The 25,190-nt window shown below is 71.4% G+C and carries 23 protein-coding genes, 2 tRNA genes and 1 pseudogene; 9 read left to right on the forward strand and 17 right to left on the reverse strand.

Annotated elements, in window-relative coordinates; translation table 11 throughout:
* Window positions 1–17: 17 nt before the first annotated feature.
* Window positions 18–1,541 carry a glutamate--tRNA ligase gene (gene gltX, locus SA2016_RS12075; RefSeq protein WP_066498340.1) on the reverse strand — a complete coding sequence of 508 codons (1,524 nt, stop codon included), beginning with the start codon at window positions 1,539–1,541 and terminating at the stop codon, window positions 18–20.
* 232 nt (window positions 1,542–1,773) lie between these two features.
* On the reverse strand, window positions 1,774–2,562 hold the full coding sequence (locus SA2016_RS12080; RefSeq protein WP_066498342.1) for a fumarylacetoacetate hydrolase family protein: 789 nt from the start codon (window positions 2,560–2,562) through the stop codon (window positions 1,774–1,776).
* 79 nt (window positions 2,563–2,641) lie between these two features.
* Here SA2016_RS12080 and SA2016_RS12085 point away from each other — a divergent pair, with 79 nt between their 5' ends.
* Window positions 2,642–2,890: an ATP-binding cassette domain-containing protein gene (locus SA2016_RS12085; RefSeq protein WP_066498344.1), complete on the forward strand. Its 249-nt coding sequence runs from the start codon at window positions 2,642–2,644 to the stop codon at window positions 2,888–2,890.
* 127 nt (window positions 2,891–3,017) lie between these two features.
* Here SA2016_RS12085 and SA2016_RS12090 read toward each other — a convergent pair whose 3' ends face one another.
* The 13 genes and pseudogenes from SA2016_RS12090 to SA2016_RS12155 all read right to left on the reverse strand — a co-directional run bounded on the left by SA2016_RS12090 (window position 3,018) and on the right by SA2016_RS12155 (window position 18,510).
* Complete coding sequence (locus SA2016_RS12090; protein ID WP_066498345.1) at window positions 3,018–4,130, reverse strand: branched-chain amino acid aminotransferase; 1,113 nt, start codon at window positions 4,128–4,130, stop codon at window positions 3,018–3,020.
* Window positions 4,131–4,304: 174 nt separating this feature from the next.
* Window positions 4,305–5,357 carry a 3-isopropylmalate dehydrogenase gene (locus SA2016_RS12095; RefSeq protein ID WP_066498347.1) on the reverse strand — a complete coding sequence of 351 codons (1,053 nt, stop codon included), beginning with the start codon at window positions 5,355–5,357 and terminating at the stop codon, window positions 4,305–4,307.
* A gap of 79 nt (window positions 5,358–5,436) precedes the next feature.
* The gene (locus tag SA2016_RS12100) at window positions 5,437–6,144 is read right to left on the reverse strand and encodes a glycosyltransferase family 2 protein (protein WP_066498351.1); all 708 of its coding nucleotides are present in this window, start codon (window positions 6,142–6,144) and stop codon (window positions 5,437–5,439) included.
* Entirely contained in the window at window positions 6,141–6,599 is a 459-nt protein-coding gene (locus SA2016_RS22495; protein ID WP_066498352.1) for a class I SAM-dependent methyltransferase, read from the reverse strand. The genes SA2016_RS12100 and SA2016_RS22495 overlap by 4 nt, the downstream gene beginning before the upstream one ends.
* A gap of 467 nt (window positions 6,600–7,066) precedes the next feature.
* Window positions 7,067–7,522: pseudogene (locus tag SA2016_RS22500) on the reverse strand (PIG-L family deacetylase); the annotation flags it as partial.
* Complete coding sequence (locus SA2016_RS12115) at window positions 7,516–8,565, reverse strand: acyl-CoA dehydrogenase family protein (protein ID WP_084249481.1); 1,050 nt, start codon at window positions 8,563–8,565, stop codon at window positions 7,516–7,518. The gene SA2016_RS12115 and the pseudogene SA2016_RS22500, both read right to left, overlap by 7 nt.
* Window positions 8,566–8,623: 58 nt before the next feature.
* The gene (gene metG / locus SA2016_RS12120; protein ID WP_066498354.1) at window positions 8,624–10,183 is read right to left on the reverse strand and encodes a methionine--tRNA ligase; all 1,560 of its coding nucleotides are present in this window, start codon (window positions 10,181–10,183) and stop codon (window positions 8,624–8,626) included.
* Between the two features lie 130 nt (window positions 10,184–10,313).
* Window positions 10,314–11,906 (reverse strand): phosphoglycerate dehydrogenase, encoded by a 1,593-nt coding sequence (gene serA / locus SA2016_RS12125; RefSeq protein WP_066498357.1) that lies wholly within the window; start codon window positions 11,904–11,906, stop codon window positions 10,314–10,316.
* 133 nt (window positions 11,907–12,039) lie between these two features.
* The gene (gene ilvC, locus SA2016_RS12130; RefSeq protein WP_066498360.1) at window positions 12,040–13,065 is read right to left on the reverse strand and encodes a ketol-acid reductoisomerase; all 1,026 of its coding nucleotides are present in this window, start codon (window positions 13,063–13,065) and stop codon (window positions 12,040–12,042) included.
* A gap of 65 nt (window positions 13,066–13,130) precedes the next feature.
* A complete protein-coding gene (ilvN, locus tag SA2016_RS12135) occupies window positions 13,131–13,643 on the reverse strand; it encodes an acetolactate synthase small subunit (RefSeq protein ID WP_066498363.1) in 513 nt (170 codons plus the stop codon).
* A 2-nt stretch (window positions 13,644–13,645) separates the two neighbouring features.
* Entirely contained in the window at window positions 13,646–15,520 is a 1,875-nt protein-coding gene (locus SA2016_RS12140; RefSeq protein WP_066498370.1) for an acetolactate synthase large subunit, read from the reverse strand.
* Window positions 15,521–15,813: 293 nt separating this feature from the next.
* Window positions 15,814–17,553, reverse strand: a complete 1,740-nt coding sequence (ilvD, locus tag SA2016_RS12150) for a dihydroxy-acid dehydratase (protein ID WP_066498377.1) — start codon at window positions 17,551–17,553, stop codon at window positions 15,814–15,816.
* A gap of 33 nt (window positions 17,554–17,586) precedes the next feature.
* Window positions 17,587–18,510 carry a LysR family transcriptional regulator gene (locus SA2016_RS12155; RefSeq protein WP_066498378.1) on the reverse strand — a complete coding sequence of 308 codons (924 nt, stop codon included), beginning with the start codon at window positions 18,508–18,510 and terminating at the stop codon, window positions 17,587–17,589.
* A gap of 73 nt (window positions 18,511–18,583) precedes the next feature.
* On the opposite strand from SA2016_RS12155, the gene SA2016_RS12160 reads away from it, so the two are divergent.
* The 5 genes from SA2016_RS12160 (at window position 18,584) to SA2016_RS21465 (ending at window position 21,475) form a co-directional block, all read left to right on the forward strand.
* A complete protein-coding gene (locus SA2016_RS12160) occupies window positions 18,584–19,045 on the forward strand; it encodes a hypothetical protein (RefSeq protein WP_066498379.1) in 462 nt (153 codons plus the stop codon).
* A gap of 162 nt (window positions 19,046–19,207) precedes the next feature.
* Window positions 19,208–19,390 carry a hypothetical protein gene (locus tag SA2016_RS12165; protein ID WP_066498381.1) on the forward strand — a complete coding sequence of 61 codons (183 nt, stop codon included), beginning with the start codon at window positions 19,208–19,210 and terminating at the stop codon, window positions 19,388–19,390.
* 4 nt (window positions 19,391–19,394) lie between these two features.
* Complete coding sequence (locus SA2016_RS12170) at window positions 19,395–20,057, forward strand: hypothetical protein (protein WP_066498383.1); 663 nt, start codon at window positions 19,395–19,397, stop codon at window positions 20,055–20,057.
* Window positions 20,058–20,269: 212 nt separating this feature from the next.
* A complete protein-coding gene (locus SA2016_RS22715) occupies window positions 20,270–21,019 on the forward strand; it encodes a hypothetical protein (RefSeq protein ID WP_503413204.1) in 750 nt (249 codons plus the stop codon).
* Between the two features lie 252 nt (window positions 21,020–21,271).
* The gene (locus SA2016_RS21465) at window positions 21,272–21,475 is read left to right on the forward strand and encodes a hypothetical protein (protein ID WP_141305672.1); all 204 of its coding nucleotides are present in this window, start codon (window positions 21,272–21,274) and stop codon (window positions 21,473–21,475) included.
* A gap of 315 nt (window positions 21,476–21,790) precedes the next feature.
* Here SA2016_RS21465 and trxA read toward each other — a convergent pair whose 3' ends face one another.
* Together trxA and SA2016_RS12185 are read right to left on the reverse strand one after the other, a co-directional pair.
* Window positions 21,791–22,243 (reverse strand): thioredoxin, encoded by a 453-nt coding sequence (gene trxA / locus SA2016_RS12180; protein ID WP_066498385.1) that lies wholly within the window; start codon window positions 22,241–22,243, stop codon window positions 21,791–21,793.
* A gap of 283 nt (window positions 22,244–22,526) precedes the next feature.
* Window positions 22,527–22,602 (reverse strand) — tRNA-Lys (locus SA2016_RS12185).
* A gap of 188 nt (window positions 22,603–22,790) precedes the next feature.
* Here SA2016_RS12185 and bcp point away from each other — a divergent pair.
* The 3 genes from bcp to SA2016_RS12200 all read left to right on the forward strand — a co-directional run bounded on the left by bcp (window position 22,791) and on the right by SA2016_RS12200 (window position 25,176).
* Window positions 22,791–23,285 carry a thioredoxin-dependent thiol peroxidase gene (gene bcp, locus SA2016_RS12190; protein ID WP_066498388.1) on the forward strand — a complete coding sequence of 165 codons (495 nt, stop codon included), beginning with the start codon at window positions 22,791–22,793 and terminating at the stop codon, window positions 23,283–23,285.
* Between the two features lie 29 nt (window positions 23,286–23,314).
* Window positions 23,315–23,396: transfer RNA gene (locus tag SA2016_RS12195), tRNA-Leu, on the forward strand.
* 130 nt (window positions 23,397–23,526) lie between these two features.
* Window positions 23,527–25,176 (forward strand): ABC transporter substrate-binding protein, encoded by a 1,650-nt coding sequence (locus tag SA2016_RS12200; RefSeq protein ID WP_174835440.1) that lies wholly within the window; start codon window positions 23,527–23,529, stop codon window positions 25,174–25,176.
* The last annotated feature ends 14 nt before the right edge of the window (window positions 25,177–25,190 follow it).

Consider the following 25,190-nt stretch of genomic DNA (forward strand, 5'->3'; position numbering starts at 1 on the left):
AGGCAGTGACGGTGAGCTCAGCCACGGAAGGCCTTGAGGCGCGCGAGCGAGGAGTCCTTGCCGAGGATGACCATCGACTCGAAGAGCGGCGGGGAGATCCGGCGGCCGGAGATGGCCGTGCGGACCGGACCGAAGGCCAGGCGGGGCTTGATGCCCAGTCCGTCGACGAGGGCGGCGCGGAGGGCGTCCTGGATGGCCTCCGCCGTCCAGTCGGCGAGCGGCTCGAGCGCGGCGAGGGCGGCGTCGAGCACCTCGGGGAGGTTCGCCGGCATGCCCTTGAGCGCGTCGTCGGCGACCGTGATGTCGGAATCTCCGGTGAAGAGGAAGCCGAGCATCTCCGGCGCCTCGCCGAGGAGGGCGATGCGCTCCTGGACCAGGGGGGCGGCCTCGGTGAGGATCTCCTCCTGGCGCGGGGTGAGGGTCTCCCCCACGAGTCCGGCGGCGCGGAGGTAGGGCACGAGGCGGTCGCGGAAGTCGGCGGGCTCGAGCATGCGCACGTGCGTGCCGTTGATGGCCTCGGCCTTCTTCTGGTCGAACCGCGCCGGGTTGGGCAGCACGTCCGCGATGTCGAAGTGCTGCACGAGCTGGTCCACGGTGAAGATGTCCTCGTCGGCGGACAGCGACCAGCCCAGCAGCGCCAGGTAGTTCAGCAGGCCCTCGGGGATGAAGCCGCGGTCACGGTGGTGGAACAGGTTCGACTGCGGGTCGCGCTTGGAGAGCTTCTTGTTGCCCTCCCCCATGACGTAGGGCAGGTGGCCGAAGAGCGGCATGTAGCTCGCCACGCCGACCGCGTGCAGCGCGTGGTAGAGGGCGACCTGGCGGGGGGTCGAGGAGAGGAGGTCCTCCCCGCGCAGCACATGAGTGATGCCCATGAGCGCGTCGTCGACCGGGTTCACGAGCGTGTAGAGCGGGGAGCCGTCCGCGCGGACCACCACGAAGTCCGGGACCGAGCCGGCCTTGAAGCGGATCTCCCCGCGGATGAGGTCGTTGAAGACCACGTCCTCGTCCGGCATGCGGAACCGCAGGACGGGCTCGCGGCCGTCGGCGCGGAAGGCCGCCTTCTGCTCGTCGGTGAGGTCGCGGTCCGAGTTGTCGTAGCCGAGCTTGGGGTCGCGGCCGGCGGCCCGGTGGCGGGCCTCGATCTCGTCCGGGGTCGAGAACGACTCGTAGAGGAAGCCGGCGTCCTTGAGCTTGGTCGCCACGTCCGTGTAGAGGTCGAGGCGGTGGGACTGGCGGTACGGCTCGTGCGGGCCACCCACGTCGATGCCCTCGTCCCACGTGAGGCCCAGCCAGCGCAGCGCCTCGACGATCTGCTGGTAGCTCTCCTCGGTGTCGCGCTGCGCGTCGGTGTCCTCGATGCGGAACACGAACGTGCCGCCCGTGTGGCGGGCATAGGCCCAGTTGAACAGGGCGGTGCGGACCATGCCGACGTGCGGGGTCCCCGTCGGGGACGGGCAGAAGCGCACCCGCACGGGGGTGTCGGGCAGGACGGACGGGATCGAGGCGGGATCGAGCAGGGGCTCAGCGGGCGAGGAAGTCATAGTGCTCCCCATTCTAGGGGCGTCCCGCCGGGGCCTCCTGAGAGGCACCTTCTGAAGGGCACCTTCTGAAGGTCAGGTCCTGAAGGGCACCTCCTGAAGGTCAGATCCTGAGGGTCAGCTTCTGAAGGTCAGGTCCCGCGAGTGGCAGCCCGCAGGAGGTGACCTTCAGAAGGTGACTCCCAGAAGGTGACTCCCAGAAGGTGACCTTCAGAAGCGCTCCGGTCCGGGGCGGCTACCGGCGGACGACGGGGTTGGCGAGCGTGCCCAGGCCCTCGATCTCGACCTCGACGCGGTCGCCGTCGCGCACGAGGCCGACGCCGGCGGGCGTCCCGGTCATGATGACGTCGCCGGGAAGGAGGGTGAACGCGGCGGAGACAGCGGCGACGAGCTCGTTGACCCCGAACACCATGTCGGCGGTGGTGCCGTCCTGCTTGGTCACCCCGTTGAGGGCCGTGGTGAGGCGGAGGTCCTCGACGTCGAGGTCCGTCTCGATCCACGGCCCGAGCGGCTTGGAGGTGTCGAAGGACTTGGCGCGCGCCCACTGGAGGTCCGTGCGCTGCTTGTCCCGGGCCGTGAAGTCGTTGCCCACCGTGTACCCGAAGATGACGTCCGCGGCCTTCTCGGCGGGCACGTCCTTGCAGATCCGGCCGATCACCACGCACAGCTCGCCCTCGTAGGAGACCTCCTCGCTCCACTCGGGCAGCACCACCGGATCGCCGGGGCCCACCACGGCCGTGTTCGCGACGAGGAACATGGACGGCTCGGTGGGCAGGTCGCTGCCCATCTCCTTCGCATGGTCCGCGTAGTTGCGCCCGATCCCGACCACCTTGCTGCGGGGAATGATCGGCGCCAGGAGGCGGACGTCCTCGAGCGGGTGCGTCTCCCCCGTGGGCTCGACGCCGTTGAAGAAGGGGTCACCCTTGATGGCGGCGACCGTCTCGTGGCCGGGCTCTCCCTGGACCACGCCGTAGAAGGGGGCCGCGTCCGCGGCCGAGATGCTGACACAACGGGCAATGCGCATGGGCCTTACCCTATCGCGGCGCCCCGGGCGGGAGGCCGCGGCTTGGGCCGCCCGCCGCCGCTCCCCTACAGTCTCAGGAGTGGCATCCCCGACTGACGTACCCTTCCTGACCGCCGACTCCCTCGGGAAGGAGATCGCGGGCGAGCCGCTCCTGGAGCCGGTGAGCTTCACGGTCGGGGCCGGCGAGTGCGTCGCCGTGGAGGGCCCGACCGGCTCGGGGAAGACCACCCTCCTGCGCCTGTCCGGCACCGCGATCGTCATGGCCTCGCACGACGCCGGCCTGGTCGCCGCGACCGCGGGCGCCACCTTGACACTCGCCGACGGCTGACAGGCCCCGCCGGCCGCTGCCGCCCCCCACGAGGAGGAGGGGCGCCCCCATCAAGAGCGGCGCGCCCCCGCCTGGGCGGGGACGCGCCGTCGTGCGCCGCGCGGAGCCCGGGACGGGCCCCGCAGGCTCAGGCGAGCTGCGTCAGCCAGCCGTGCAGGTCCTCGACCGCGCCCGTCTGGATGCCGAGCAGCTGCTCGCGGATGCCCATGGCCACCGAGTCCGGGCCCAGCTCTGGGGTGACCAGCGAGCCCTGGGCCGTCTTGAGCTCCCCGATCGGCGTGATGACCGCGGCGGTCCCGCACGCGAAGACCTCGGCGAGGGTCCCGTCGGCGACGGCCTGGCGCCACTCGTCGATGGTGATCTTGCGCTCCTCGACGGTGAGGCCGCGGTCGGCGGCGAGCTGGAGCACGGAGTCGCGGGTCACGCCGTGGAGGATGTTGCCGTTGAGCGCGGGGGTGACGAGGGTGCCGTCCTTGAAGACGAAGAAGATGTTCATCCCGCCGAGCTCTTCCACCGCGAAGTCGTCGGTCGGGTCGAGGAAGAGCACCTGCTTGCAGCCGTTCGCCTCGGCCTCGAGCTGGGCCGCGAGCGAGGCCGCGTAGTTGCCGCCGCACTTGGCCTCGCCGGTGCCGCCGTGGCCCGCGCGGGCGTAGTTCTCGGACAGCCAGATGGAGACGGGCTTGAGCTCGCCGCCGAAGTAGTTGCCGGCCGGCGAGGCGATGACGCGGTAGGACACCTCGCGGGCCGGGCGGACGCCGAGGAACGCCTCGGTGGCGATCATGAACGGACGCAGGTAGAGGGACTCGCCGTCACCGGAGGGAACCCACTCGCGGTCCGCGGAGACCAACTGGCGCAGGGACTCGATGAAGACCTCGGCCGGGAGCTCGGGCAGGGCCAGGCGGCGGGCCGACTTGTTGAAGCGGCGCGCGTTGGCCTCCGGGCGGAAGGTCCAGACCGTGCCGTCGGCGTGCCGGTAGGCCTTGAGGCCCTCGAAGATCTCCTGGCCGTAGTGCAGCACGGCGGCAGCGGGGTCCATGGCGATCGGGCCGTAGGGCTCGATGCGCGCGTTCTGCCAGCCGCCGTTGCCCTCGGCATCGACCTTCCAGTCGATGACTGCCGTGTGGTCGGTGAAGTGGTCGCCGAAGCCCGGGTTCGCCAGGACAGCCGCGCGCTCCTCGGCGCTCTTCGGGGTCTCCGAGAGCCGCCGTTCGAATTCAACGCCCAGGGCGTTCTGAGTCATGATTCCTCCACATCAGTCGGGCAGATGGCGTCGCTGCCGGGGCCCGGGGCCTGTCAGTCCCACCAGCTTACGCCTGCGCAGTAGGCGCCACGGTGGGCGGACGACGGCGGGTGGGCCCCCGCAGTCGTCCGCCCCGGTGGGCGCCCGGTCGGCGCCCGGTTCGGCAGTCGTTGTTCAGAGGCGCGTGGCGATCGCGTCGCCGATCTGGGCCGTGGTGCGGGTCCCGGCCTGGGCGCGGGACTCGACGTCGGAGCGGACCGCGGACTGGATGCGCGCGGCCGCCTCGGCCTGGCCGATGTTCTCGAGCAGGAGCGCGGCCGAAAGGATCGCGGCTGTGGGGTCCGCCTTCTGCTGGCCCGCGATGTCCGGGGCCGAGCCGTGGACGGGCTCGAACATGCTCGGCGCCGTGCCGTCGAGGTTGATGTTGCCCGAGGCGGCGAGCCCGATGCCGCCGGTGACGGCGCCCGCGAGGTCGGTGAGGATGTCGCCGAAGAGGTTGTCCGTGACGATGACGTCGAAGCGGGACGGGTCCGTGACCAGGAAGATCGTCGCGGCATCGACGTGCAGGTAGTCGTGCTCGACGCCGGGGAACTCGGCCGCGACGGCCTCGACCGTGCGCTTCCAGAGGTGGCCCGCGTGGACCAGGACGTTGTGCTTGTGGACGAGGGTGACCTTGTTGCGGCGCGTGGTCGCGCGGCGGAAGGCGTCGCGGACGACCCGCTCGACCCCGTAGGCGGTATTGACGGACACCTCGGTGGCGATCTCGTGCGGGGTGCCGACGCGCAGGGCGCCGCCGTTGCCGGTGTACGGGCCCTCCGTGCCCTCGCGGACCACGACGAAGTCGATCGTCCCCGGCGCCGCGAGCGGGCTGGGCACCCCGGCGTACAGGGTGGAGGGGCGGAGGTTGACACAGTGGTCCAGGCTGAAGCGCAGCTTGAGCAGGACCTCGCGCTCGAGGATGCCCGAGGGGATGCGGGCGTCGCCGGGGGCCGCGCCGACGGCGCCGAACAGGATCGCGTCGCGGCCGCGGATGTCGGCGAGCGTGCCGTCGGAGAGGGTCTCGCCGGTCTCGAGCCAGTGCTGCGCGCCGAGGCTGTAGTGCGTCTCCTTGACCTCGAGCCCGCTGCCCTCGAGGGCGCGGTGGAGGACCTTGAGCGCCTCGGCCGTCACTTCGGGGCCGATGCCGTCTCCGGGGATCACTGCGAGGTCGAGCTGCGTCTGCGTCATGGGGCCAGCCTAGCGAAACCATCCACATGCTGGGCATGCGGTCTCGCAATTCGGACACGCGGCGACCTCGCGCACCGGGCTAGCTGGGAAGGGCTGCCGCCAGGTAGTCGGCGAAGCCGCCGGGGGCCCTCCCGCGCAGTCGGCCCGAGGTGACCACCCTGCAGGCGTCGGTGGCGCGCCACCGCACGCCCAGTGCCTTCGCGGCCAGGACGAGCGCCTCATCCTCGCCGGAGTTCCGGGCGGGGAACCCCCCGGCCGCACCGTAGACGTCGGCCCGCACGCCGAGGTTGGCCCCGAACACGTGCCCGTGGCCGTCGGCGAGCCGGTGGGCGCCGTACCAGGCCGCGAGTCGCTCCGGATCGAGGTCCGCCGGGTCGGGCACGACGGTGCCGAGCACGAGCCCGAGCCCGGACTCCGCGAAGGCCAGGTGCTCCACGAGCCAGTCCCGCGGGACCCTGCTGTCCGCATCGGTCGAGGCGATCCAGATCCGTTCCCTGTGCGCCGCCGCCCGTGCGAGGGCATGCCGCACCCCGAGGCGCCGCGCCGCGCCGGCGCTCCCGGCCTGGCCCACCACCGTGTGCACCTGCGGCCACCGGGCCACGACGTCCGCGGATCCGTCGCGGCAGCCGTCCAGGACCACTGTCACCCCCACGCGGACCCGCGGGGCCGCCGCGGCGAGCTCGCGCACAGCGGCCTCGACCGAACGGAGGCACCCCGGAAGGAGCTCCTCCTCGTCCTTGGCAGGAATGACCACGACGACATCCGAGATCGCGTGCCTGCCGCTCATGCAAGGCCCTCGCGCTGGGCAACGGAGAGGGCGGGCGGCTTCGCGAACACCTCGAGCAGGAAGTCCCGCTCGCGGTGCTGCACCACGGTCTCGAGCCCGCGCTCGGCCCGCAGCCGCGCGTGCACGTCGTCGCCCGTGAGCTGCCACCCCTCGATGGTGCCGAGCCAGTGGCAGGCGAGGAGCGCGCCGTCGTCGGTGAGGCTGCCGAGGCACCGCCGCATGAACTCGTCCAGCTCCGCGGGGCCGAAGTAGTAGCCGACCTCCGAGACGACGATGAGATCGAAGGCGCCCTCGGGCCATTCCTGCGGCAGCCGGCGGTGCTCCCAGCTGATGGCGGAGGCATCGGGCAGCCGTTCAGCCGCCCGCTCGAGGGCGAGCGGGCTGACATCGGTGGCCACGACCTGGTCGGCGCGCTCGGCGAGCTCGCCGGTGAGGACGCCGATCGAGCAGCCCACCTCGAGCGCGCGCCGGTACCGGGGGCCGGGAGCGCCGAGAGGGTGACGGCCCGTTTGCGCCGCTCGTACCAGCTCGTCGTGAAGTTCCAGGGGTCCGGGCTCGCGGCGTGCACCGCGTCGAAGGTCGCCCGGGCGTCGCGCGGCGGCGAGGCGAAGTAGAGCTCGAAGCCGCGCTCGAAGTGCTCCTGCATCCCGGGGCTGAGCAGCGCCTCGTCGCCGGGGTGGGCGGACAGCGGCGCGGTCTGGGTGAGGTGGAGCGCGAGGGCGCGCTCCTTGGCGCCCTTCGCGGCGGGGGCGAGCTCGAGCCTGCGCGCCTCGGCCCACGGGACCCGCGGGTCCCCGGGCGCGGCCCAGTGCCACATCCACACGGGGTACTCGAGCAGCGCCACACCGGCGCCGGCCGCCACCCGCGCGGCCGCGGCGCCGGCGGCGTCGTGGTCGGTGTGCGCGTCGTGCCGCCAGGGTGCCGCGAGCACGACGCCGGCGGCGGCACCTCCGTCCTCGGCCTCGCCGAGGGCGTCGCGGACGGCCTCCACCAGCGTCCGCTCGAGAGCCGGTCCCCGGTCTGCGAGGGCGCCGTCGGGGAGACCGAGGCGCCGGAAGGTGGCCGAGGGGGCCAACGCGGCGACCGCTGCCCCGACCTCGCGCCGCCGCACCTCGGCGAGCCGGGCGCGGGTGAGCGTTGGCGAGTCGGGGTGGGAGGCCTCCCCGTCCGTCGCGACGATCACGTGCACCGCGGCGCCGGCACGGGCGGCGTGGGCGATGAGGCCGCCCGCGCCGAGCGTCTCGTCGTCGGGATGGGCGGCAAGGACGATGAGGGCGCGGAGCCCGGCGAGGTCCAGCGGGGGCGCTGCCGCCAGGGCCGCGTCGCGGCGCCAGAGGTCCTCGGGGGTGCCCTCGTCGAGGTGGCTGAAGGTCACCACGGCCGCTCCCCCGCCTCGAGCAGGGACCGGCCCAGGGCTGCGGTGTCGCGTTCGGCGTGGTGCTGGCGGAGGTAGAGCCGCAGGTCCGCGACCCGCTGGGCGTGCTCGGCCTCGAAGGCGAGCGGGGCAGGCCCGAGGGCGTGGTCGACGACTGCCAGGACCGTCTCGGCGGCGGCCGCGACGGTCCCCCTTGCACGCAGCGCCAGGAGCGCGCCCGCGGCTCCTTCGGCCTGGCCCGCGTCCACGGCCGCCGCGGCGCCGGCCAGCGCCGCCCGGGCGGTGCCGAGCGCGAGGTCGGCCGAGCCGAGGTGCGCGAGGGCGATCTGGTCCGGGGTCCGCTCGGTGGCCGCGGCCCACAGCCGCCGGGCCACCCCGAGGGCGCCGCCGTGCCAGACGGCCGCGACGCCGATCCCGCCCCAGGCGAAGCCGGGCCGCTCGAGGTACCAGCCGTCCGGGCCCACGGGCTCGGCCGGCACGGCGTCGAACTCGACCGGGCCGCTGGGGATGCCGGGGAGGCCGAGGGCCTGCCAGCCGCCGTCGCGGACGGCCACCCCGGGGTGCCTGAGCCGGACGGCGAACGCACGCCTCGTCTCCGGCCCGGTGTGCGCCGTCACGACCGCGTGGCTCAGGCCCCCGGCGAGCGAGCACCAGGGCTTGGTGCCGTGCAGGCGCCAGCCTTCCGGGTCCCGGCGGGCCTCGAGCCTCGCCCCGGGCCCCTCGGCAGCGAAGACTCCCCAGACGCTCCCAGCCTCCGGCTGGCCGAGGCCGGCCTGCCGGAGGATGGCGAGGGCATCGAGGTGGGGCTCGACCACCCGGGCCACGGACAGGTCGGCGGCGCCGAGGCGGGTCAGCAGCTCCCACAGCTCGGCCGTGCGGCCCTCCCCGGGGAACGGGGCGGCCGTGCCCAGCCGGCGGGCGAGCCCGAGCGCCCGGTCCGGCCACTCCCCCGACGCGCTGCGGGCGGCCTCCGCGAGGTCATCCCCTGCCGCGGGTTCCGCGGCCGCGTCCGCTGACAGTCCCCTGGCGGGCCCGATTGACACCATGTCAGGACCGTACCCGGCCGGGACTGGTGTGAATCGGCGGTACGGGACCGCCCGCGTGTCAGGCGCCGGCGGGCTCCTCGTAGCGCGGGAAGACGGGTGCCGGGGCGGGCAGCGCGGTGCCCGGGGCGATCGGCGTTCCGAGCGCGGCGAACAGGCGCGCCTCGCCCTCGGGCTGGCCGAGGACGTCGAGCAGCCGGGCCGCGGAGGCCGGCATGACGGGCTGGACGAGGATGCCGACCTGGCGCACCACCTCGAGCGTGACGTAGAGGACCGTGGCCATCCGCGCCGGGTCCGTCTTGCGCAGCACCCAGGGGGCCTGCTCGGCGAAGTAGGCGTTCGTGTCGCCCAGGACCGCCCAGATCGCCTCGAGGGCGCGGGAGAACTCCTGCCGGTCGAAGGCCGCGCGGACCGCCGGGAGCAGGGCGGCCGCGGCGTCGAGGACCTCGCGGTCCGCGGCGGTGAACTCCCCGGGCTCGGGCACCACGCCGTCGAGGTTCTTCGCCACCATGGACAGGGAGCGCTGGGCGAGGTTGCCGAGGTTGTTGGCGAGGTCCGCGTTCATGCGCCCCACGATCGCCTCGTGGCTGTAGCTGCCGTCGGCCCCGTAGGGCACCTCGCGCAGGAAGAAGTAGCGGACCGCGTCGAGGCCGTACTGGGCGATCATATCCGCGGGCGCCACGACGTTGCCGAGCGACTTGGACATCTTCACGCCGTTGTTCTGCAGGAAGCCGTGGATCATCACGCGCCGGGGCAGCTCAAGGCCCGCGCTCATGAGGAACGCCGGCCAGTAGATCGCGTGGAAGCGCGAGATGTCCTTGCCGATGATGTGCACGTCCGCAGGCCAGAACTTCTCGAACTGCTCGGAGGCGACGTCCGGGTAGCCCACGCCCGTGAGGTAGTTGGTGAGCGCATCGACCCACACGTACATGACGTGGCCCGGCGCATCGGGGACGGGGACGCCCCAGTCGAACGAGGTCCGCGAGATGGAGAGGTCCTCGAGCCCGTGCTTGACGAAGGAGATGACCTCGTTGAACCGGTACTGCGGCGCCCCGAACTCGGGGTGCGACTCGTAGTACGCGAGCAGCCGGTCCTGGTAGGCGGAGAGCCGGAAGAAGTAGCTCTCCTCGGCCGTCCAGGTGACCTCGGTGTCCGTCTCCTTCGAGTACCGGACGCCGTCGCGCACCTCGGTCTCGTCCTCGGTGTAGAACGCCTCGTCGCGCACCGAGTACCAGCCCTCGTACTTGTCGAGGTAGATGTCCCCGGCGTCCGCCATGCGCTTCCAGATGGACTGGGCGGCACCGTAGTGGTCCGGGTCGGTGGTGCGGATCAGGCGGTCGTAGCTCGTGCCGAGGAGCTCGTGGACCTCGCGGTACACCTCGGCCTGGCGGTCCACGAACTCCTGCGGGGTGAGGCCCTCCCGCTCGGCGGTCTGGGCGATCTTGAGCCCGTGCTCGTCCGTGCCGGTGAGGAAGAAGACGTCGAAGCCGTCGAGCCGCTTGAAGCGGGCCATGGCGTCCGCCGAGATGTACTCGTAGGCGTGCCCGATGTGCGGGGCGCCGTTCGGGTACGTGATGGCGGTGGTGATGTAGAAGGGTGTCTTCGAAGATGCGGGGCTCACCCTAAGAAATTACCGGATCGGCTTCACAGGAGGCGAAACGGGCCGAAAGTGACCACCGACGACGGCGACCCCCACCGCGGGCGGTGAGGGTCGCCGTCGTGCGCCCGGCCGGACGAGCCGGCGGGCGGGGTCAGTCCTCGAGGTCGACCTCGCGCAGGACGGTCGCGCCGATCTCGCCCTTGACCGTCTCGAGGACGGTGGCGGGGATCGCCGAGTCGACGGTGAGCAGGGCCATGGCCTGGCCCGCCACGTCGGCGCGGGCGACCTGCATGCCGGCGATGTTGATCTGGTTCATGCCGAGGATGTGGCCGATCGTGCCGATGACGCCCGGGCGGTCCGAGTAGAACATGACCACGAGGTGCTCGGAGATCGGGATTTCGACGTCGTAGCCGTTGATGCCCACGAGCTTCTGGACCTGCTTCGGGCCGGTGAGCGTGCCCGCCACCGAGACCTGGGTGCCGTCCTGGAGGAGGCCGCGGATGGTGAGGACGTTGCGGTAGTCCTCCGCCTCGGTGGTGGTGAGCAGGCGCACGGCCACGCCGCGCTGCTCGGCGAGCACCGGGGCGTTGACGTAGGAGACCTTCTCGGAGACGACGTCCGTGAAGACGCCCTTGAGTGCCGCGAGCTCGAGGGACTTGACGTCCAGGTTGGCGATCTCGCCGGCCACCTCGACGTCGATCTGGGTGACCGAGTCGTGCGCGAGGGCGGTGAAGATGCGGCCGAGCTTCTCGATGAGGGGGATGCCCGGGCGGACGTCGGGGGCGATGACACCGCCCGCGACGTTCACGGCGTCCGGCACGAGCTCGCCGGCGAGGGCGAGGCGGACACTCTTGGCGACCGAGATGCCGGCCTTCTCCTGGGCCTCGTCGGTGGAGGCGCCGAGGTGGGGGGTGACGACGACGTTCTCGTGGCCGAAGAACGGCAGGTCGGTGCTGGGCTCCTTGGCGAACACGTCGATGCCCGCGCCGCCGATCTGGCCGTCCTCGAGCGCCTGGGCGAGGGCCTCCTCGTCGACGAGGCCGCCGCGGGCGACGTTGACGACGTACGCGGTGCTCTTCATCTTCGCGAACGCGTCCTTGCCGAGCATGCCGACCGTCTCGGGGGTCTTGGGCATGTGGATGGTGATGAAGTCGCTCTGGGCGAGGAGCTCGTCCAGGGTCACGAGCTTGACGCCGAGCTGGGCGGCCCGCGCGGCCGTGACATACGGGTCGTAGGCCAGGACGTCCATCTCGAACGCCTGCATGCGCGCGGCCACGAGGGCGCCGATGCGGCCGAGGCCGATCACGCCGAGCTTCTTGTCCAGCAGCTCGGTGCCGGCGTACTTTGAGCGCTTCCACGCACCGCCCTTGAGGGACGTGTTCGCCGCCGGGATGTTGCGCGCGAGCGAGAGGATGTGCCCGCACGTGAGCTCGGCGGCCGAGACGATGTTCGACGTCGGGGCGTTCACGACCATGACGCCGGCCTGGGTGGCGGCCTTGATGTCCACGTTGTCGAGGCCGACGCCCGCGCGGGCGATGACCTTGAGCTTCTTCGCGGCGGCGATCGCCTCGGCGTCCACCTGGGTGGCGGAGCGGACGAGGATCGCATCGACATCGGCGATCGCGGGCAGGAGCTGGGCGCGGTCGGCACCGTCGGTGTAGCGGATCTCGAAGTCCGGTCCGAGGGCGGCGACGGTGGCGGGAGAGAGTTCTTCGGCAAGGAGGACGACAGGCTTGGTGGTCACGGGGCGGGGGCCTCTCCAGATCAGGCAGGGGTGGGGCAGTTCGGGCGGAGCGGGTGGAGTCTCTGGGGCCGGGTGCCACGCCCAGAGAGGAGCAGCGGCGGGCGAGGGCTCGCCCGCCGCTGCGGTGCGGGGGTCAGCGCGCGGCCGAGCCCTCGGTGTAGTCGGCGTCCTGCTGCTGCCACGAGAAGTGGGCGCGCAGGGCCTTGCCGGTCGCCTCGATCGGGTGACCGGCCTCCTTCTCGCGCAGGGCCTTGAACTCGACGGCGCCGTTGTCCTGGTCGTCGATGAAGCGCTTGGCGAAGGCGCCGGACTGGATGTCCGCGAGGACCTCCTTCATGGACTCCTTCACGGCCGGGGAGATCACGCGCGGGCCCGAGACGTAGTCGCCGTACTCGGCGGTGTCGGAGATGCTCCACCGCTGCTTGGCGATGCCGCCCTCCCACATGAGGTCCACGATGAGCTTGAGCTCGTGGAGCACCTCGAAGTAGGCGATCTCCGGCTGGTAGCCGGCCTCGGTCAGGGTCTCGAAGCCGGCCTGGACGAGGTGCGAGACGCCGCCGCAGAGCACGGCCTGCTCGCCGAAGAGGTCCGTCTCGGTCTCCTCGGTGAACGTGGTCTTGATGACGCCGGCGCGGGTGCCGCCGATGCCCTTGGCGTAGGACTTCGCGAGGTCCCAGGCCTTGCCCGTGGCGTCCTGCTCGACCGCGATGATGTCCGGGATGCCCCGGCCCGCGACGAACTCGCGGCGCACGGTGTGGCCCGGCGCCTTCGGCGCGACGAGGATGACGTCGACGCCGGCCGGCGGCTGGATGTAGCCGAAGCGGATGTTGAAGCCGTGGCCGAAGACGAGGGCGTCGCCCTCCTTCAGCGCCGGGGCGATGTCCTCGGCGTAGAGGTGGCGCTGCACCTGATCGGGAGCGAGGATGACGACGACGTCGGCCTCCTCCGCGGCCTCGCGCGGGGTCAGGACGCGCAGGCCCTGCTCCTCGGCCTTGGCGCGGCTCTTGCTGCCCTCCTTGAGGCCGACGCGGACGTCGACGCCGGAGTCACGGAGGTTGAGGGCGTGCGCGTGGCCCTGGCTGCCGTAGCCGATCACGGCGACCTTGCGGCCCTGGATGATCGAGAGGTCTGCGTCGTCGTCGTAGTACAGCTCTGTCACTTGGTTCTCCTTGATTGCGTTTGTGAGGTGTGGGGCGGCCGCGGGCCCGGAGCCCGCGGCGCGGGTCAGCTCGCGCGGAGTGCGCGGTCGCTCATGGACCGGGAGCCGCGGCCGACCGCAAGCGTGCCGGACTGGACGATCTCGCGGATCCCGAAGGGCTCGAGGACGGCGAGGAGGGCCTGGATCTTCTCCGAGGTGCCCGTGGCCTCGACGACGAGGGAATCGGTCGAGACGTCCACGATCGAGGCCCGGAACAGGTCCACGGCCTGGGTCACCTGCAGGCGCGTGACGGCGTCTGCCCGCACCTTGACCAGCAGGTGGTCGCGCTGGACCGAGTTCTCCGGCAGCAGTTCGACGATCTTGATGACGTTCACGAGCTTGTTCAGCTGCTTGGTGACCTGCTCGAGCAGATCGCCCTCGGCGTCGACGACCACCGTCACGCGCGAGACGCCGTCGACCTCCGTGGGTCCCACGGCGAGCGAGTGGATGTTGAACGCCCGGCGTGCGAAGAGGCCGGCGACGCGGGTCAGCACGCCGGGCTTGTCCTCGACCAGAACAGACAGGGTGTGGCGCGACATGCTCAGTCCTCCTCTTCCCAATCGGGGGTGGAATTGCGGGCCACCTGGATCAGGTCATTGCTGACCCCAGAGGGCACCATGGGCCAGACCATCGCGTTCGGGCTCACCACGAAGTCGATGACCACGGGGCGGTCGTTGATCTCGAGCGCCTGGGCGATGACCGAGTCGATGTCCTCCTCGCGCTCCACGCGGAAGGAGGCGCACCCGTAGGCCTCGCCGAGCTTGACGAAGTCCGGGATGCGCACGGTCTCCGCGCCGGTGTGAAGGTCGGTGTTGGAGTAGCGCCCGTCGTAGAAGAGGGTCTGCCACTGGCGCACCATGCCCAGGGAGGAGTTGTTGATGACCGCGACCTTGATCGGGATGTTGTTCAGCGCGCAGGTCGCGAGCTCCTGGTTGGTCATCTGGAAGCAGCCGTCGCCGTCGATCGCCCACACGACCCGGTCCGGGTTGCCCACCTTGGCGCCCATCGCGGCGGGCACCGAATAGCCCATAGTGCCGAGTCCGGCGGAGTTGAGCCACGCGTGCGGGCGCTCGTACTTGATGAACTGCGCCGCCCACATCTGGTGCTGTCCGACGCCCGCCACGTAGACGCCCTCCGGGCCCGTGAGCTCGCCGATGCGCGAGATGACGCGCTCCGGGGAGAGGAGGCCGTCCTCGGGCTCGGTCCACCCGAGCGGGTAGTCCTCGCGGAGCCGGTCCAGGAAGGACCACCAGGCGGTGATGTCCGGGGCACCGTCCTTGGCGTAGAGCCCGGAGACGGCCTCGGTGAGCTCGGGCAGGATCTCCTTGACCGAGCCGACGATGGGGACGTCCGCCGTGCGGTTCTTGGAGATCTCGGCCGGGTCGATGTCGGCGTGGATGACCTTCGCGTTCGGCGCGAAGGTGCTGAGGACGCCCGTGACGCGGTCGTCGAAGCGCGCACCGAGCGTGATCAGCAGGTCCGCCTGCTGCAGGGCGGTGACCGCGGCGACCGAACCGTGCATGCCGGGCATCCCGAGGTGCTGGCGGTGCGAGTCCGGGAAGGCCCCGCGGGCCGTGAGCGTCGTGACCACGGGAGCGCCGGTGGCCTCGGCGAGGGCGAGGAGCTCGGCCGAGGCATGGGCCTTGATGACGCCGCCGCCGACGTAGAGGACGGGCTTGGAAGCGCCGGCGATGAGACGGGCGGCCTCCCGCACCTGCTTGCTGTGTCCGCGGGTCACGGGGCGGTAGCCCGGCAGGTCGATCCGGGGCGGCCAGCTGAACGTGGTCTTGGACTGCTGGGCGTCCTTCGTCACGTCCACGAGGACGGGGCCGGGACGCCCGGTCGAGGCGAGGTGGAACGCCTCGGCGAGGGTGCGCGGGATGTCCTCGGCCTTCGTCACCAGGAAGGAGTGCTTCGTGATCGGCATGGTGATGCCCACGATGTCGGCTTCCTGGAACGCGTCCGAGCCGATGACCGAGCTCGAGACCTGCCCGGTGATGGCGACGAGGGGAACGGAGTCCATGTGCGCATCGGCGATCGCGGTCACCAGATTGGTGGCTCCCGGACCCGACGTCGCGATGCAGACTCCCACACGGCCGGTGACCATCGCATACCCCTGGGCAGCGTGGCCGGCGCCCTGCTCATGGCGCACCAGCACGTGGTTGATCTTCGAAGCCATCAGAGGGTCGTAGGTCGGCAGGATCGCGCCGCCCGGGAGACCAAAGACATCGTCCACGCCCAGTTCCTCGAGCGAGCGGACGATTGCTTCAGATCCAGTCATCTCTGTGGGCTCAACTACACGGTTGGGCCCCAGGACGGCAGAGGCAGAGTCGACGGTGTCGACAGGATCCGCGGCCTTGGCAGCGGACGGCTTCGAAGCCATCAGCGATGGGCTGATCGGCGTTCCTTTGCTCATCAGTCTCTTCCTTAGGATCTTCGTGGCGAAGGTGTGCTCCAACGAAAACAACCCCTCGGGCGCCTGGCGTTTCGAGGGGTTGCGCGTGACAGATCGTGCCAGACGGACTCAGTGAGCCACGCGCTGGTCAAGGACGACGACATCGAGCACCATGCTCGCCGAGACGATCTGCATGCCCACAGTCTCCCGAATTGGGCTTTTGAGTGTCAATTTGGTCAAAGGCCGTCTCACGATGCGGACTTCCATCCACAGCGTGAGACGGCGGATCCACGGGTGCCGGGTGCCGGTGGGGCTCACCCGAGGACGGCTCCCTCGCTCGCGGAGTGCACGAGCTTGGCGTACTTGGCCAGCACGCCGCGCGTGAACTTCGCCGGGATCGGCGCCCAGCCTTCGCGCCGCGCGTCGAGCTCGGCCTCGTCCACGAGCAGGTCGAGGCGGCGGTGGGGGATGTCCACGCGGATCCGGTCGCCGTCGCGCACGAAGGCGACCGGGCCGGCGTCGACCGCCTCCGGCGCCACGTGGCCGATGCACAGCCCGGTGGTGCCCCCCGAGAAGCGCCCGTCGGTGAGCAGGAGCACCTCCTTGCCGAGCCCGGCCCCCTTGATCGCGCCGGTGATCGCCAGCATCTCGCGCATGCCGGGGCCGCCCTTGGGCCCCTCGTAGCGGATGACGACGACGTCCCCGGGCGCGATCTGGCCACGGTCGAGCGCCTCGAGCGCTGCCTGCTCGCGCTCGAACACGCGGGCGGTGCCCTCGAAGACTTCCGCGTCGAACCCGGCCGTCTTGACCACGGCGCCCTGGGGCGCGAGCGATCCGTGCAGGATCGACAGGCCGCCGGTGGCGTGGATCGGGTTGTCCATGGCGCGCACGATCTTCCCGTCCAGGTCCGGCGGGGAGATCTCGGCGAGGTTCTCCGCGACCGTCCTGCCGGTGACGGTCAGCGCGTCGCCGTGCAGCAGCCCGGCATCGAGGAGCGCGCGCATGACGACGGGCACTCCCCCGACGCGGTCGAGGTCGTACATGACGTAGCGGCCGAACGGCTTGAGGTCTCCCAGGTGCGGGACCCGGTCCCCGATCCGGTTGAAGTCCTCGAGCTCGAGCCGCACCTCGGCCTCGCGCGCGATCGCGAGCAGGTGGAGCACGGAGTTGGTCGAGCCGCCGAAGGCCATGACCACCGCAATCGCGTTCTCGAACGCCTCGCGGGTGAGGATGTCCCGCGCCGTGATGCCGCGCCGGAGCAGGTTGACCACGGCCTCCCCGGAGCGGTGGGCGAACATGTCGCGGCGCCGGTCCGCGGACGGCGGCGCCGCGGAACCGGGCAGCGACATGCCCAGGGCCTCGGCCGCAGACGCCATGGTGTTGGCCGTGTACATCCCGCCGCAGGCGCCCTCGCCCGGGCAGATGGCCCGCTCGATCCGGTCCAGGTCGCCGTGGGACATCTTCCCGGCGGCGCAGGCCCCCACGGCCTCGAAGGCGTCGATGAGCGTGACGTCCTTCTCGGTGCCGTCCTCGAGCTTGACCCACCCCGGCATGATCGAGCCGGCGTAGAGGAACACGCTCGCGACGTCGAGGCGGGCCGCGGCCATGAGCATCCCGGGCAGCGACTTGTCGCAGCCCGCGAGGAGGACCTGGCCGTCCATCCGCTCGGCCTGCATGACGGTCTCGACCGAGTCGGCGATGATCTCGCGGGAGACGAGCGAGAAGTGCATGCCCTCGTGGCCCATGGAGATCCCGTCGGAGACCGAGATGGTGCCGAACTGCATCGGGAAGCCGCCGGCCGCATGGACCCCTTCCTTGGCCGCCTTCGCGAGGCGGTCCAGCGAGAGGTTGCACGGGGTGATCTCGTTCCACGAGCTCGCGATGCCGACCTGCGGCTTGGCGAAGTCCTCGTCGCCGAATCCGACCGCGCGGAGCATTCCGCGGGCGGGGGCCGCATGGATGCCGTCCGTCACGACCCGGCTGCGGGGCTTGGCGTCCGCGCCCGTGTGCGCCGCGCCGGTGTGGACCTGCTGAGGGAGGCTCTGCTCAGTCATGGGCCACAGTCTAGGGCGCAGGTGTGGTCGGGATCACGCCTCCCCACCGTCATCGCGGACGATCCTGGCGGCCTCCGCGTGGACCATATCCATGACGTCGCGGACCGTGGGCCGGGCCGCGACGTCGGCGCGGGCGAGCAGCACCACGCTCCGGCACGCCTGCACGCCGGCGAGCGGGCGCAGGACCAGGCCGCTGCGGAGGGCCCCCCGCGCGGTGAAGCGCGGCAGGAGGCTCAGTCCGTGGCCGCCGCGGACGAGTGCCTCCATGGCCCGCAGGTCCGGCATGAGCTGGACCCGTTCGACCACGCGGCCGGCCTGCAGCTCGATCTGGCGCAGGACCGTGTCGAAGGGGAAGCCGGCCGGGACGCCGATCCACGGCCACGGCGCCACGTCGTCGGGCTCGAGGACCTCCCTCGCGGCCAGCGGGTGGTCGCCCGGCAGCACGACGTCGAGCGGCTCCTCGAGCAGGGGCTCGACCACGAGCCCGGAGCGGAGGAACTCCTCCGGACCGTTGACGGAGTGGCCCAGGACGAGGTCGGCGTCCGCCGCGAGATCCACGAATCCCTGCGCGTTCGGGTCCTCGAGGCGCGCTTCGAGGCGCAGTCCCTTGCGCTCGGCCACGCGGTCGAGCAGGCCGGGGAGGAACATCTCGGCCGCGCTGGGGAAGAACACCGCGCGGACCCGCGCCTGCTCGCCCCGGCGGTAGCCGTCCGCGGTGGCTTCGGCGCGGGCCATCGCCACGGCGACGCCGGCGGCCGCCGCCGCCATCGCCTCGCCGGCCTCGGTGAGGCGCACGCCCCTCCCCTGCCGCTCGATGAGGACGACGCCGATCTCCTCCTGCAGGAGCTTGAGCTGCTGGGAGACGGCCGAGGCGGTGATGCCGAGCGCCTCGGCTGTTGCACCGACTGTGCGACGATCGGCAAGCTCCCTCAGGAGCAGCAGTCGGCGGAAGTCCATGCGCACAGGGTACTGGCGCTCCGGCTCCGGCGGCTCCCGAGTACGTAGACTGGCCTTCGGCGAGAGGAGAACCGTGAGCAGCACTGCCCCGACGGGGCGGGCCCCCGAGCCCGACGACGCGCTGAAGGCCGCGCTCCATTACGTCTTCGACAGCCAGATCCCCAACTACGGCGACTACAATCTGGTGTGCGTCACCGAGTGCGGCGGCTCGGTCTCCGGGCCCCGGCCCGGCACCCCGGCCCCCACCGGCATGGTCCTCGGCTACCGGCGTCGGCCGGTCGAGCTCGTCCTGGCGCCGTTCGACCGCCGGACCCTCGAGGGAACCGCGCAGCCGATGACGATCGACCTCACCAACCTCGCCTATGTCTCCGAGCCGGCCTCCGGCGCCTTCGACGTCGCGACGAGCACCGGCCGCGTGGTCACGTTCACGCTCCGCCCGGAGTGCACCCTGGGGACGGGCTCCGCTGTCACGCTCGCCCAGGAGGACGACGCCGCAGACCTCACGGCCTTCCTGCGCGATCTGGTCGGCCTATAGATCTGGTCGGCCTGTAGATCTGGTCGGTCAGCCTGTAGGGGTCACCGGGCCCGCAGCGTGGAGCGGGCGCGAAGACGCGTCGGGGGACTCTGGACGGGCGGGGTGCCGCGGGGTACTAATGGCCTCAGCGTCGTCGTCGACGTCTCATGCAGGGAGGCTGCCGTGGACTGGGTGATCATCGTCATCTCCGGCGCGATCATGCTCGCACTCGCCGTCTGGACCGTCCTCCGTGAGGACCGTTCGACGGCCCGCCGCGGACGCCACCGCGGCCGCTCCGTCATGGTCCGTGTGGAGCCGGGACCCGGCGCCACCGCAGGACCGCCGCGCCCGGCCGCGGGCGCCTGACCGCATGCGGTCGCTGCAGCGGAGGCTGGCCGGGGCCGCGGCGGCCGCGGTGCTGCTCGCTGGGACCAGCTGCTCCGGTTCCCCCGGGCCCGGTCCCACCCCTGAGTCCGGATCCCCCTCCCCACCTCCGGCGAGCGCAGCGCCGCCGCCCCAGGAATCCGGCAAGGTCATCGCCACCGCGTACACGACCGGGTACGGCTACTGGGACAACACCCCGCCCGGCTCCACGGTCATCTCCAACCCAGTCCTGCACCAGAGCGCGGGCGGGACCGGGACGTGGGCCGACCCCGTCACCGTCGCCGTCGGCCATTCGATCAGCAACGGTGCGGACACCCTCGATTTCCCGGCCGGCACGCGCATGTACATCCCCAACCTCCAGAAGTACTTCATCGTCGAGGACGCGTGCGGCGACGGGGCCACTCCGCAGGACATCCCGTGCCACAACATCTCGCGGGGCGCCGCCCGCGGCACTACCGTGTGGTTCGACATCTGGATCGGCGGCTCCTCCAGCAGCAACAGTGACTCGCGACGCTGTGAGGCCACCTTGACGGCCCTGCACACCGTCATCCTGGAGCCCAGCGTCCGTGACTACCGGGTGACGCCCGGGGACGTCCTCTCGGGCCAGGCGTGCCATGCCAATTACGGGGAGACCCCCCTCCTGCGATGACCGCCGGGGGCGCGCTCTCGGTTTCGCCCAGCGGAGCTGTCCGACTACGCTCGTTGACTTGGCGCACCGGGGGGCTGCGCCGACGTCGAGTACAAGAGCCAGAAAGAACCCCTGTATGAAGCACGCCAGAACACTGTCCACCGCCGCGGCCGCCCTGCTGCTCACCCTGACCGGGTGCGCTGGTGCCGCCCAGCACGGGACCGCCGCGCCGAGTGCCGCCGGAGCGACTGCCACCCCTGACGCGACCCCGACGGCGACCAAGTCCCCGCCGCTGCGCACGCTGCCCCCGCCACGCCGTCCCCGAGCGCCACCGCGTCCAAGCCCGCCGCGCCAGCAGCCCAGGCGGCCCCCAGCGCCGTGAACCGCCCGGTGGCCCCGCCTCCCGCGGCCGTCCCGGCGGCCCAGATCCCGCCCCCCAGGCCCCGAAGGCTCCGGCCGCCGTCCAGGAGACGGGGACGCTCGTCACCACCGCGTACACGACCGGCTACGGGTACTGGGACAACACCCCTGCGGGCTCCGCGACGGTGTCCCACCCCATCCTGCACCAGCAGGCGGGCGGCACCGGCACCTGGGCGGACCCGGTCACGGTCGCCGTCGGCCACTCCATCACGGGCGGCGTCGACACGCTCGACTACCCCGCCGGGACGCGCCTCTATGTCCCCAATCTGCAGAAGTACCTCATCGTCGAGGACACCTGTGGCGATGGGAGCACTCCCCAAGATGGCCCCTGCCACACCGGTGCGCCCGCAGGCAGCACCGTCTGGTTCGATGTGTGGATCGGGGGTTCCTCGGGGTCCCAGGCCGCCGCCGACGCCTGCGGTTCGACGCTGACCGATGCCAACGGCGCCGCGCACACCGTCATCGTCAACCCGTCGGTGCGCACGTACAAGGTCACCCCGGGAGACATCGTCTCGGGCGGTGCGTGCCACGCCAACTACGGCAACACGCCGCTGACCCAGTAGCCCCGCCGGCGGCCTCGGCCACCGCGCGAGAGAAGGGCCCCCGCCCAGCGCTTCCGCTGGCCGGGGGCCCTCGCGCGAAGTGCCCGCGGCCGCGAGGTGTTCCCGGTGCAAGAGAGCGGCACGACACGGTGGCGGCAGCGTCCCTCCCCGCCCGGGCCACCCTAGAGTGTGATCCATGCCATGCACCCCTGTGGCATCACCGCGCGCCCTCACCAGGGGCCCCGTGGACGACCAGACGGAATGGACACCACCGTGACGGAATCACCGACGATCCCGGAGACCCAGCGCTGCAGCTACCAGGCGGAGCTGAATCTGCACCAGACCAGCTTCATGTCGAGGTGCGAGCTCGGCGCAGGACATCGGGGAGGCCATCTGGCAGAGCTGCCCACGGTGCCGGGCCTCGCCGTTCCCGCGCTGAAACCTTCCGGCCCGTCGTCCGTCCCGTCTCCGCGCTGAACGAGCCCGGGTCGGCTGCAGCCGAGCGGCGCAGGAGCGCGCCCCGCTCTGTGCCGGGCCCACGAGAGGAAAGAAACCGTTGATGACCATCGTCAAGGCCATCGCCGGTGCTGCCGCCGGTGCGATCCTGGTGGGCGCCACGCTCGCGTGGCCGCTTCTCATCGTCGCCTATCACCTCTGGAGGGGGCAGTGAGATCCGGCGGCAGGTTCCCCTCGGGGATCCTCGCCGAATCGCCCACCGGGGGCGAGGCGACAGCGCGGGCCTGAACACCCCCGGGCACGCGACGGAAAGACCCCGACCCGTAGGCCCTCGCGTCATGCGGTCTGGTCGGCTGCGCGGCTGCGGGCCAGGGCGCCGTCGAGCCACGAGCGGAGCGCTGCTGCCGGTGCCGCCCCGGCCCGCTCTGCGACGACCTTGCCCCCCACTATCACCAACAGCGTCGGCACGGCCTGGATCCCGAACCGCCGTGCGAGGCCGGGGGCATGGTCGATGTCGACTTTGACGAGCTTCACCTTCCCCGCCCGTTCGCGGGCCAACTGGTCCAGAACCGGGCTGACCATCCGGCAGGGCCCGCACCACGGGGCCCAGAAGTCCACGATGACCGGAACGGTCGCTTCCTCGGCCACCACAGAGAAGTCACTGTCCCCCGCATCCACGGCCCAGGGGAGCTCACGCCGGCAGCTGCCGCAGCGGGGCGTTCCCTGCGCGCTGTCGGGGACCCTGTTGGGCTTGCCACAGTGCGGGCACACCGTGATGACCTTCTTCATCTGCGGCCGCCCCTTTCACGAACCGATTGGTCAGCCGGGCCCCGTGCGGGCAGCCATCTGGCCGTCGCCGTTCGCTTCGGGGGCCCAGGCACACCCCGCACGGGGATCCATCGTGCTCCCCGCCCGAACGCTCTGGCAATGGGCCAAAATGCCCGTGTCGACGGCCCGAGGCCTTACCGGCGCCGCTGCTCCCCCCTGCGGGCGTGCCTACGGGTCGCGGAGCTGTCGGGGCACAAAGAAAACCCCTCTCTGATCTGCGTTTCCGCAATTCAGAGAGGGGTTGTGGTGCGCCCCCCGGGACTCGAACCCGGAACCCATTGATTAAGAGTCAATTGCTCTGCCAGTTGAGCTAGAGGCGCATCTTTGCTGCGGTTCGACCGACCGTTTCCGGCCCGTCTCCGTGCCCCGCAACGACATGAAACTCTACAGGACGTCTTTCGAAAAGCGAAATCGGCCAGCACCCCGTCCGAGTGAGGTGCCCCACACTCCCTCCGCGGCCCGCGGAGGGGCAGTACGGGGGTGCGCGCACTGGCGCTAGGCTCGGTCCGTGACCACGACTGGACCCTCCCACCGCCTCTCGGCGGGCGACGCCGCCCCCGCCTTCTCGCTGCCCGATTCTGAGGGCGGGACCACGTCCCTCGCTGACTTCGCCGGCCAGCGGACCGTCCTCTACTTCTATCCCCAGGCCGGCACGCCGGCGTGCACGCAGCAGGCGTGCGACTTCCGCGACAGCCTGGCGGCGATCTCGGGGGCCGGCCTCGCCGTGGTGGGCGTCTCTCCGGATCCGGCCGACGCCGTGCGCCGGTTCGCCGCGGAGCAGCACCTCGGATTCCGGCTCGTGGCCGACGAGGACCACAGCGTCGCCGAGGCGTACGGCGCGTGGGGCGAGAAGGTCAACCACGGGCGGACCTACCAGGGCCTCATCCGGTCCACCTTCGTCATCGGCGCCGACGGGCGGATCGAGCTCGCGCAGTACAACGTGAGGGCCAAGGGCCACGTGGCCAAGCTCCAGCGGGACCTGAAGATCGTCCCGGTACACTGATCGAGTTGCCCCGCCAGCGGCGGGGTGCCGCGCGAGTGGTGGAATTGGCAGACACGCAGGATTTAGGTTCCTGTGTCTTCGGACGTGAGGGTTCAAGTCCCTCCTCGCGCACCGCCTCCGGCTCCAGTACGCCCTCCTCAGGGCCGACCCGGCCGAGCAGGTCGACACCCAGGGACACAAGGGCGCCGGGCATGCGGCGGGAGCGAAAGGCGTGAGACAGGTCGTGAGTGGCGCGCGGACCATGAGGCGGAGGGAGCTCCTCCAGGCAGCGGCGGCGGCGGTCCTCCTGACCGGGTGCACGGCGTCGCCCATTCCCCGGCCGTCTCCGACCCCGAGCGGATCGACCGCGCCCAGCGCCTCGTTCACCTTCGCCACCCCCGCCCCACCGATCGCGCTGGATCCCGCCGTCACCGCCGACATCGAGTCCTGGCGCGTCACACGCCAGGTCCTCGAATGCCTCGTGACGAGCGATCCCGACACGGGGGCGCCCGCGCCGGCCCTCGCCACCGCATGGACGCAGAGCGCGGACCTCCTCTCGTGGACCTTCACCCTCCGCGAGGGAATCACCTTCCATGACGGGACCCCGTTCAACGCCGCCGCCGTGAAGGCCAACTTCGACCGCTGGTACGCGTTCTCACCGCAGTTCCGCTCGAACCACACCGGGCTCGCCTTCACCGCGGTGTTCAAGGCCCACGCCGACCAGGCGTCCCTCTCGCTCTACAAGCGGTGCACGGTCCTCGGCGAGCACGAGGTGCGCATCGAGCTCACGCAGCCGCTCACGAGCTTCCTCGCGGCGATGACCACCCCCGCCTTCGCGATCTCCTCCCCCGCGGCCCTCAAGGCCGGCACCGCTGACGTCGAGGACCAGCCCTCGTCGGGGACGAAGATCTCCCGCTACGCGCAGCACCCGGTGGGCACCGGCCCGTTCCGGTTCCGCGAGTGGACCAAGGACTCGGTGGTCCTGGAGTCCTCGCCCACCTACTGGGGACCCCGGGGGCAGATCTCGAAGCTCACCCTCGTCGTGTACGACACGCCGCAGTCCCGGCTCCAGGCGCTCCTCGCCGGGACGATCGACGGCTACGACGCGGTGACCGTCGAGAACATCGAGACCCTCGTGCGCAAGGGCCTGCAGGTGGTGCGGCGCGACCCGTTCTCGGTCATGTACCTCGGGATGAACCAGGCCGTGCCGCTCCTGCAGAACGACAAGGTGCGCCAGGCGATCGCGATGGGCATCAACAAGGACGCGGTCATCAAGCCGTTCTTCCTCGAGGACACGAAGGCCGCCTCGCAGTTCGTCCCGCCGAAGCTCAGCGGCTTCAATGCCGCCGGCGGCTTCCCCTCCTACGACCCCGAGAAGGCCAAGCGGCTGCTGAGCGAGGCCGGCTACAAGGGCGAGGAACTCCCCTTCTACTATCCGCTCAATGTCACACGGCTCTACCTGCCGGACCCCCAGAAGGTCTACGCGGAGCTCTCCGCCCAGCTGACGCTGCTGGGCCTGAACATCAAGCCCGTCCCGGTGGACTGGGAGGACGGGTACCTGCAGAAGGTCACCACGGCCGGGGACCACGCCTTCCATCTGCTGGGCCGCTACGGGAGCTACAGCGACCCCGACGACTTCCTGGCGCCCCTCTTCGGCGCCAAGAACGGGGAGTTCGGCTTCTTCGACGCCCAGATCTTCAGCAAGATCGAACGCGCCCGCGGGCTGCCGGACGGCAACGACCGCACCCAGGCCTACCAGAACATCAACGGCCAGATCGGCTCGACGGCCCCCGCGGTGCCCATTGCCTACCCGATCTCCGCGGTGGCGGTCTCCTCGCGGGTGGCGACCTACCCGGCGTCGCCCGTCCTCAACGAGACGTTCAACCATGTGACGCTCGCCGCAGGCGCTTAGGCAGACCGAAAAAA

The sequence above is a fragment of the Sinomonas atrocyanea genome, assembly GCF_001577305.1.
Taxonomy (GTDB): Bacteria; Actinomycetota; Actinomycetes; order Actinomycetales; family Micrococcaceae; genus Sinomonas; species Sinomonas atrocyanea.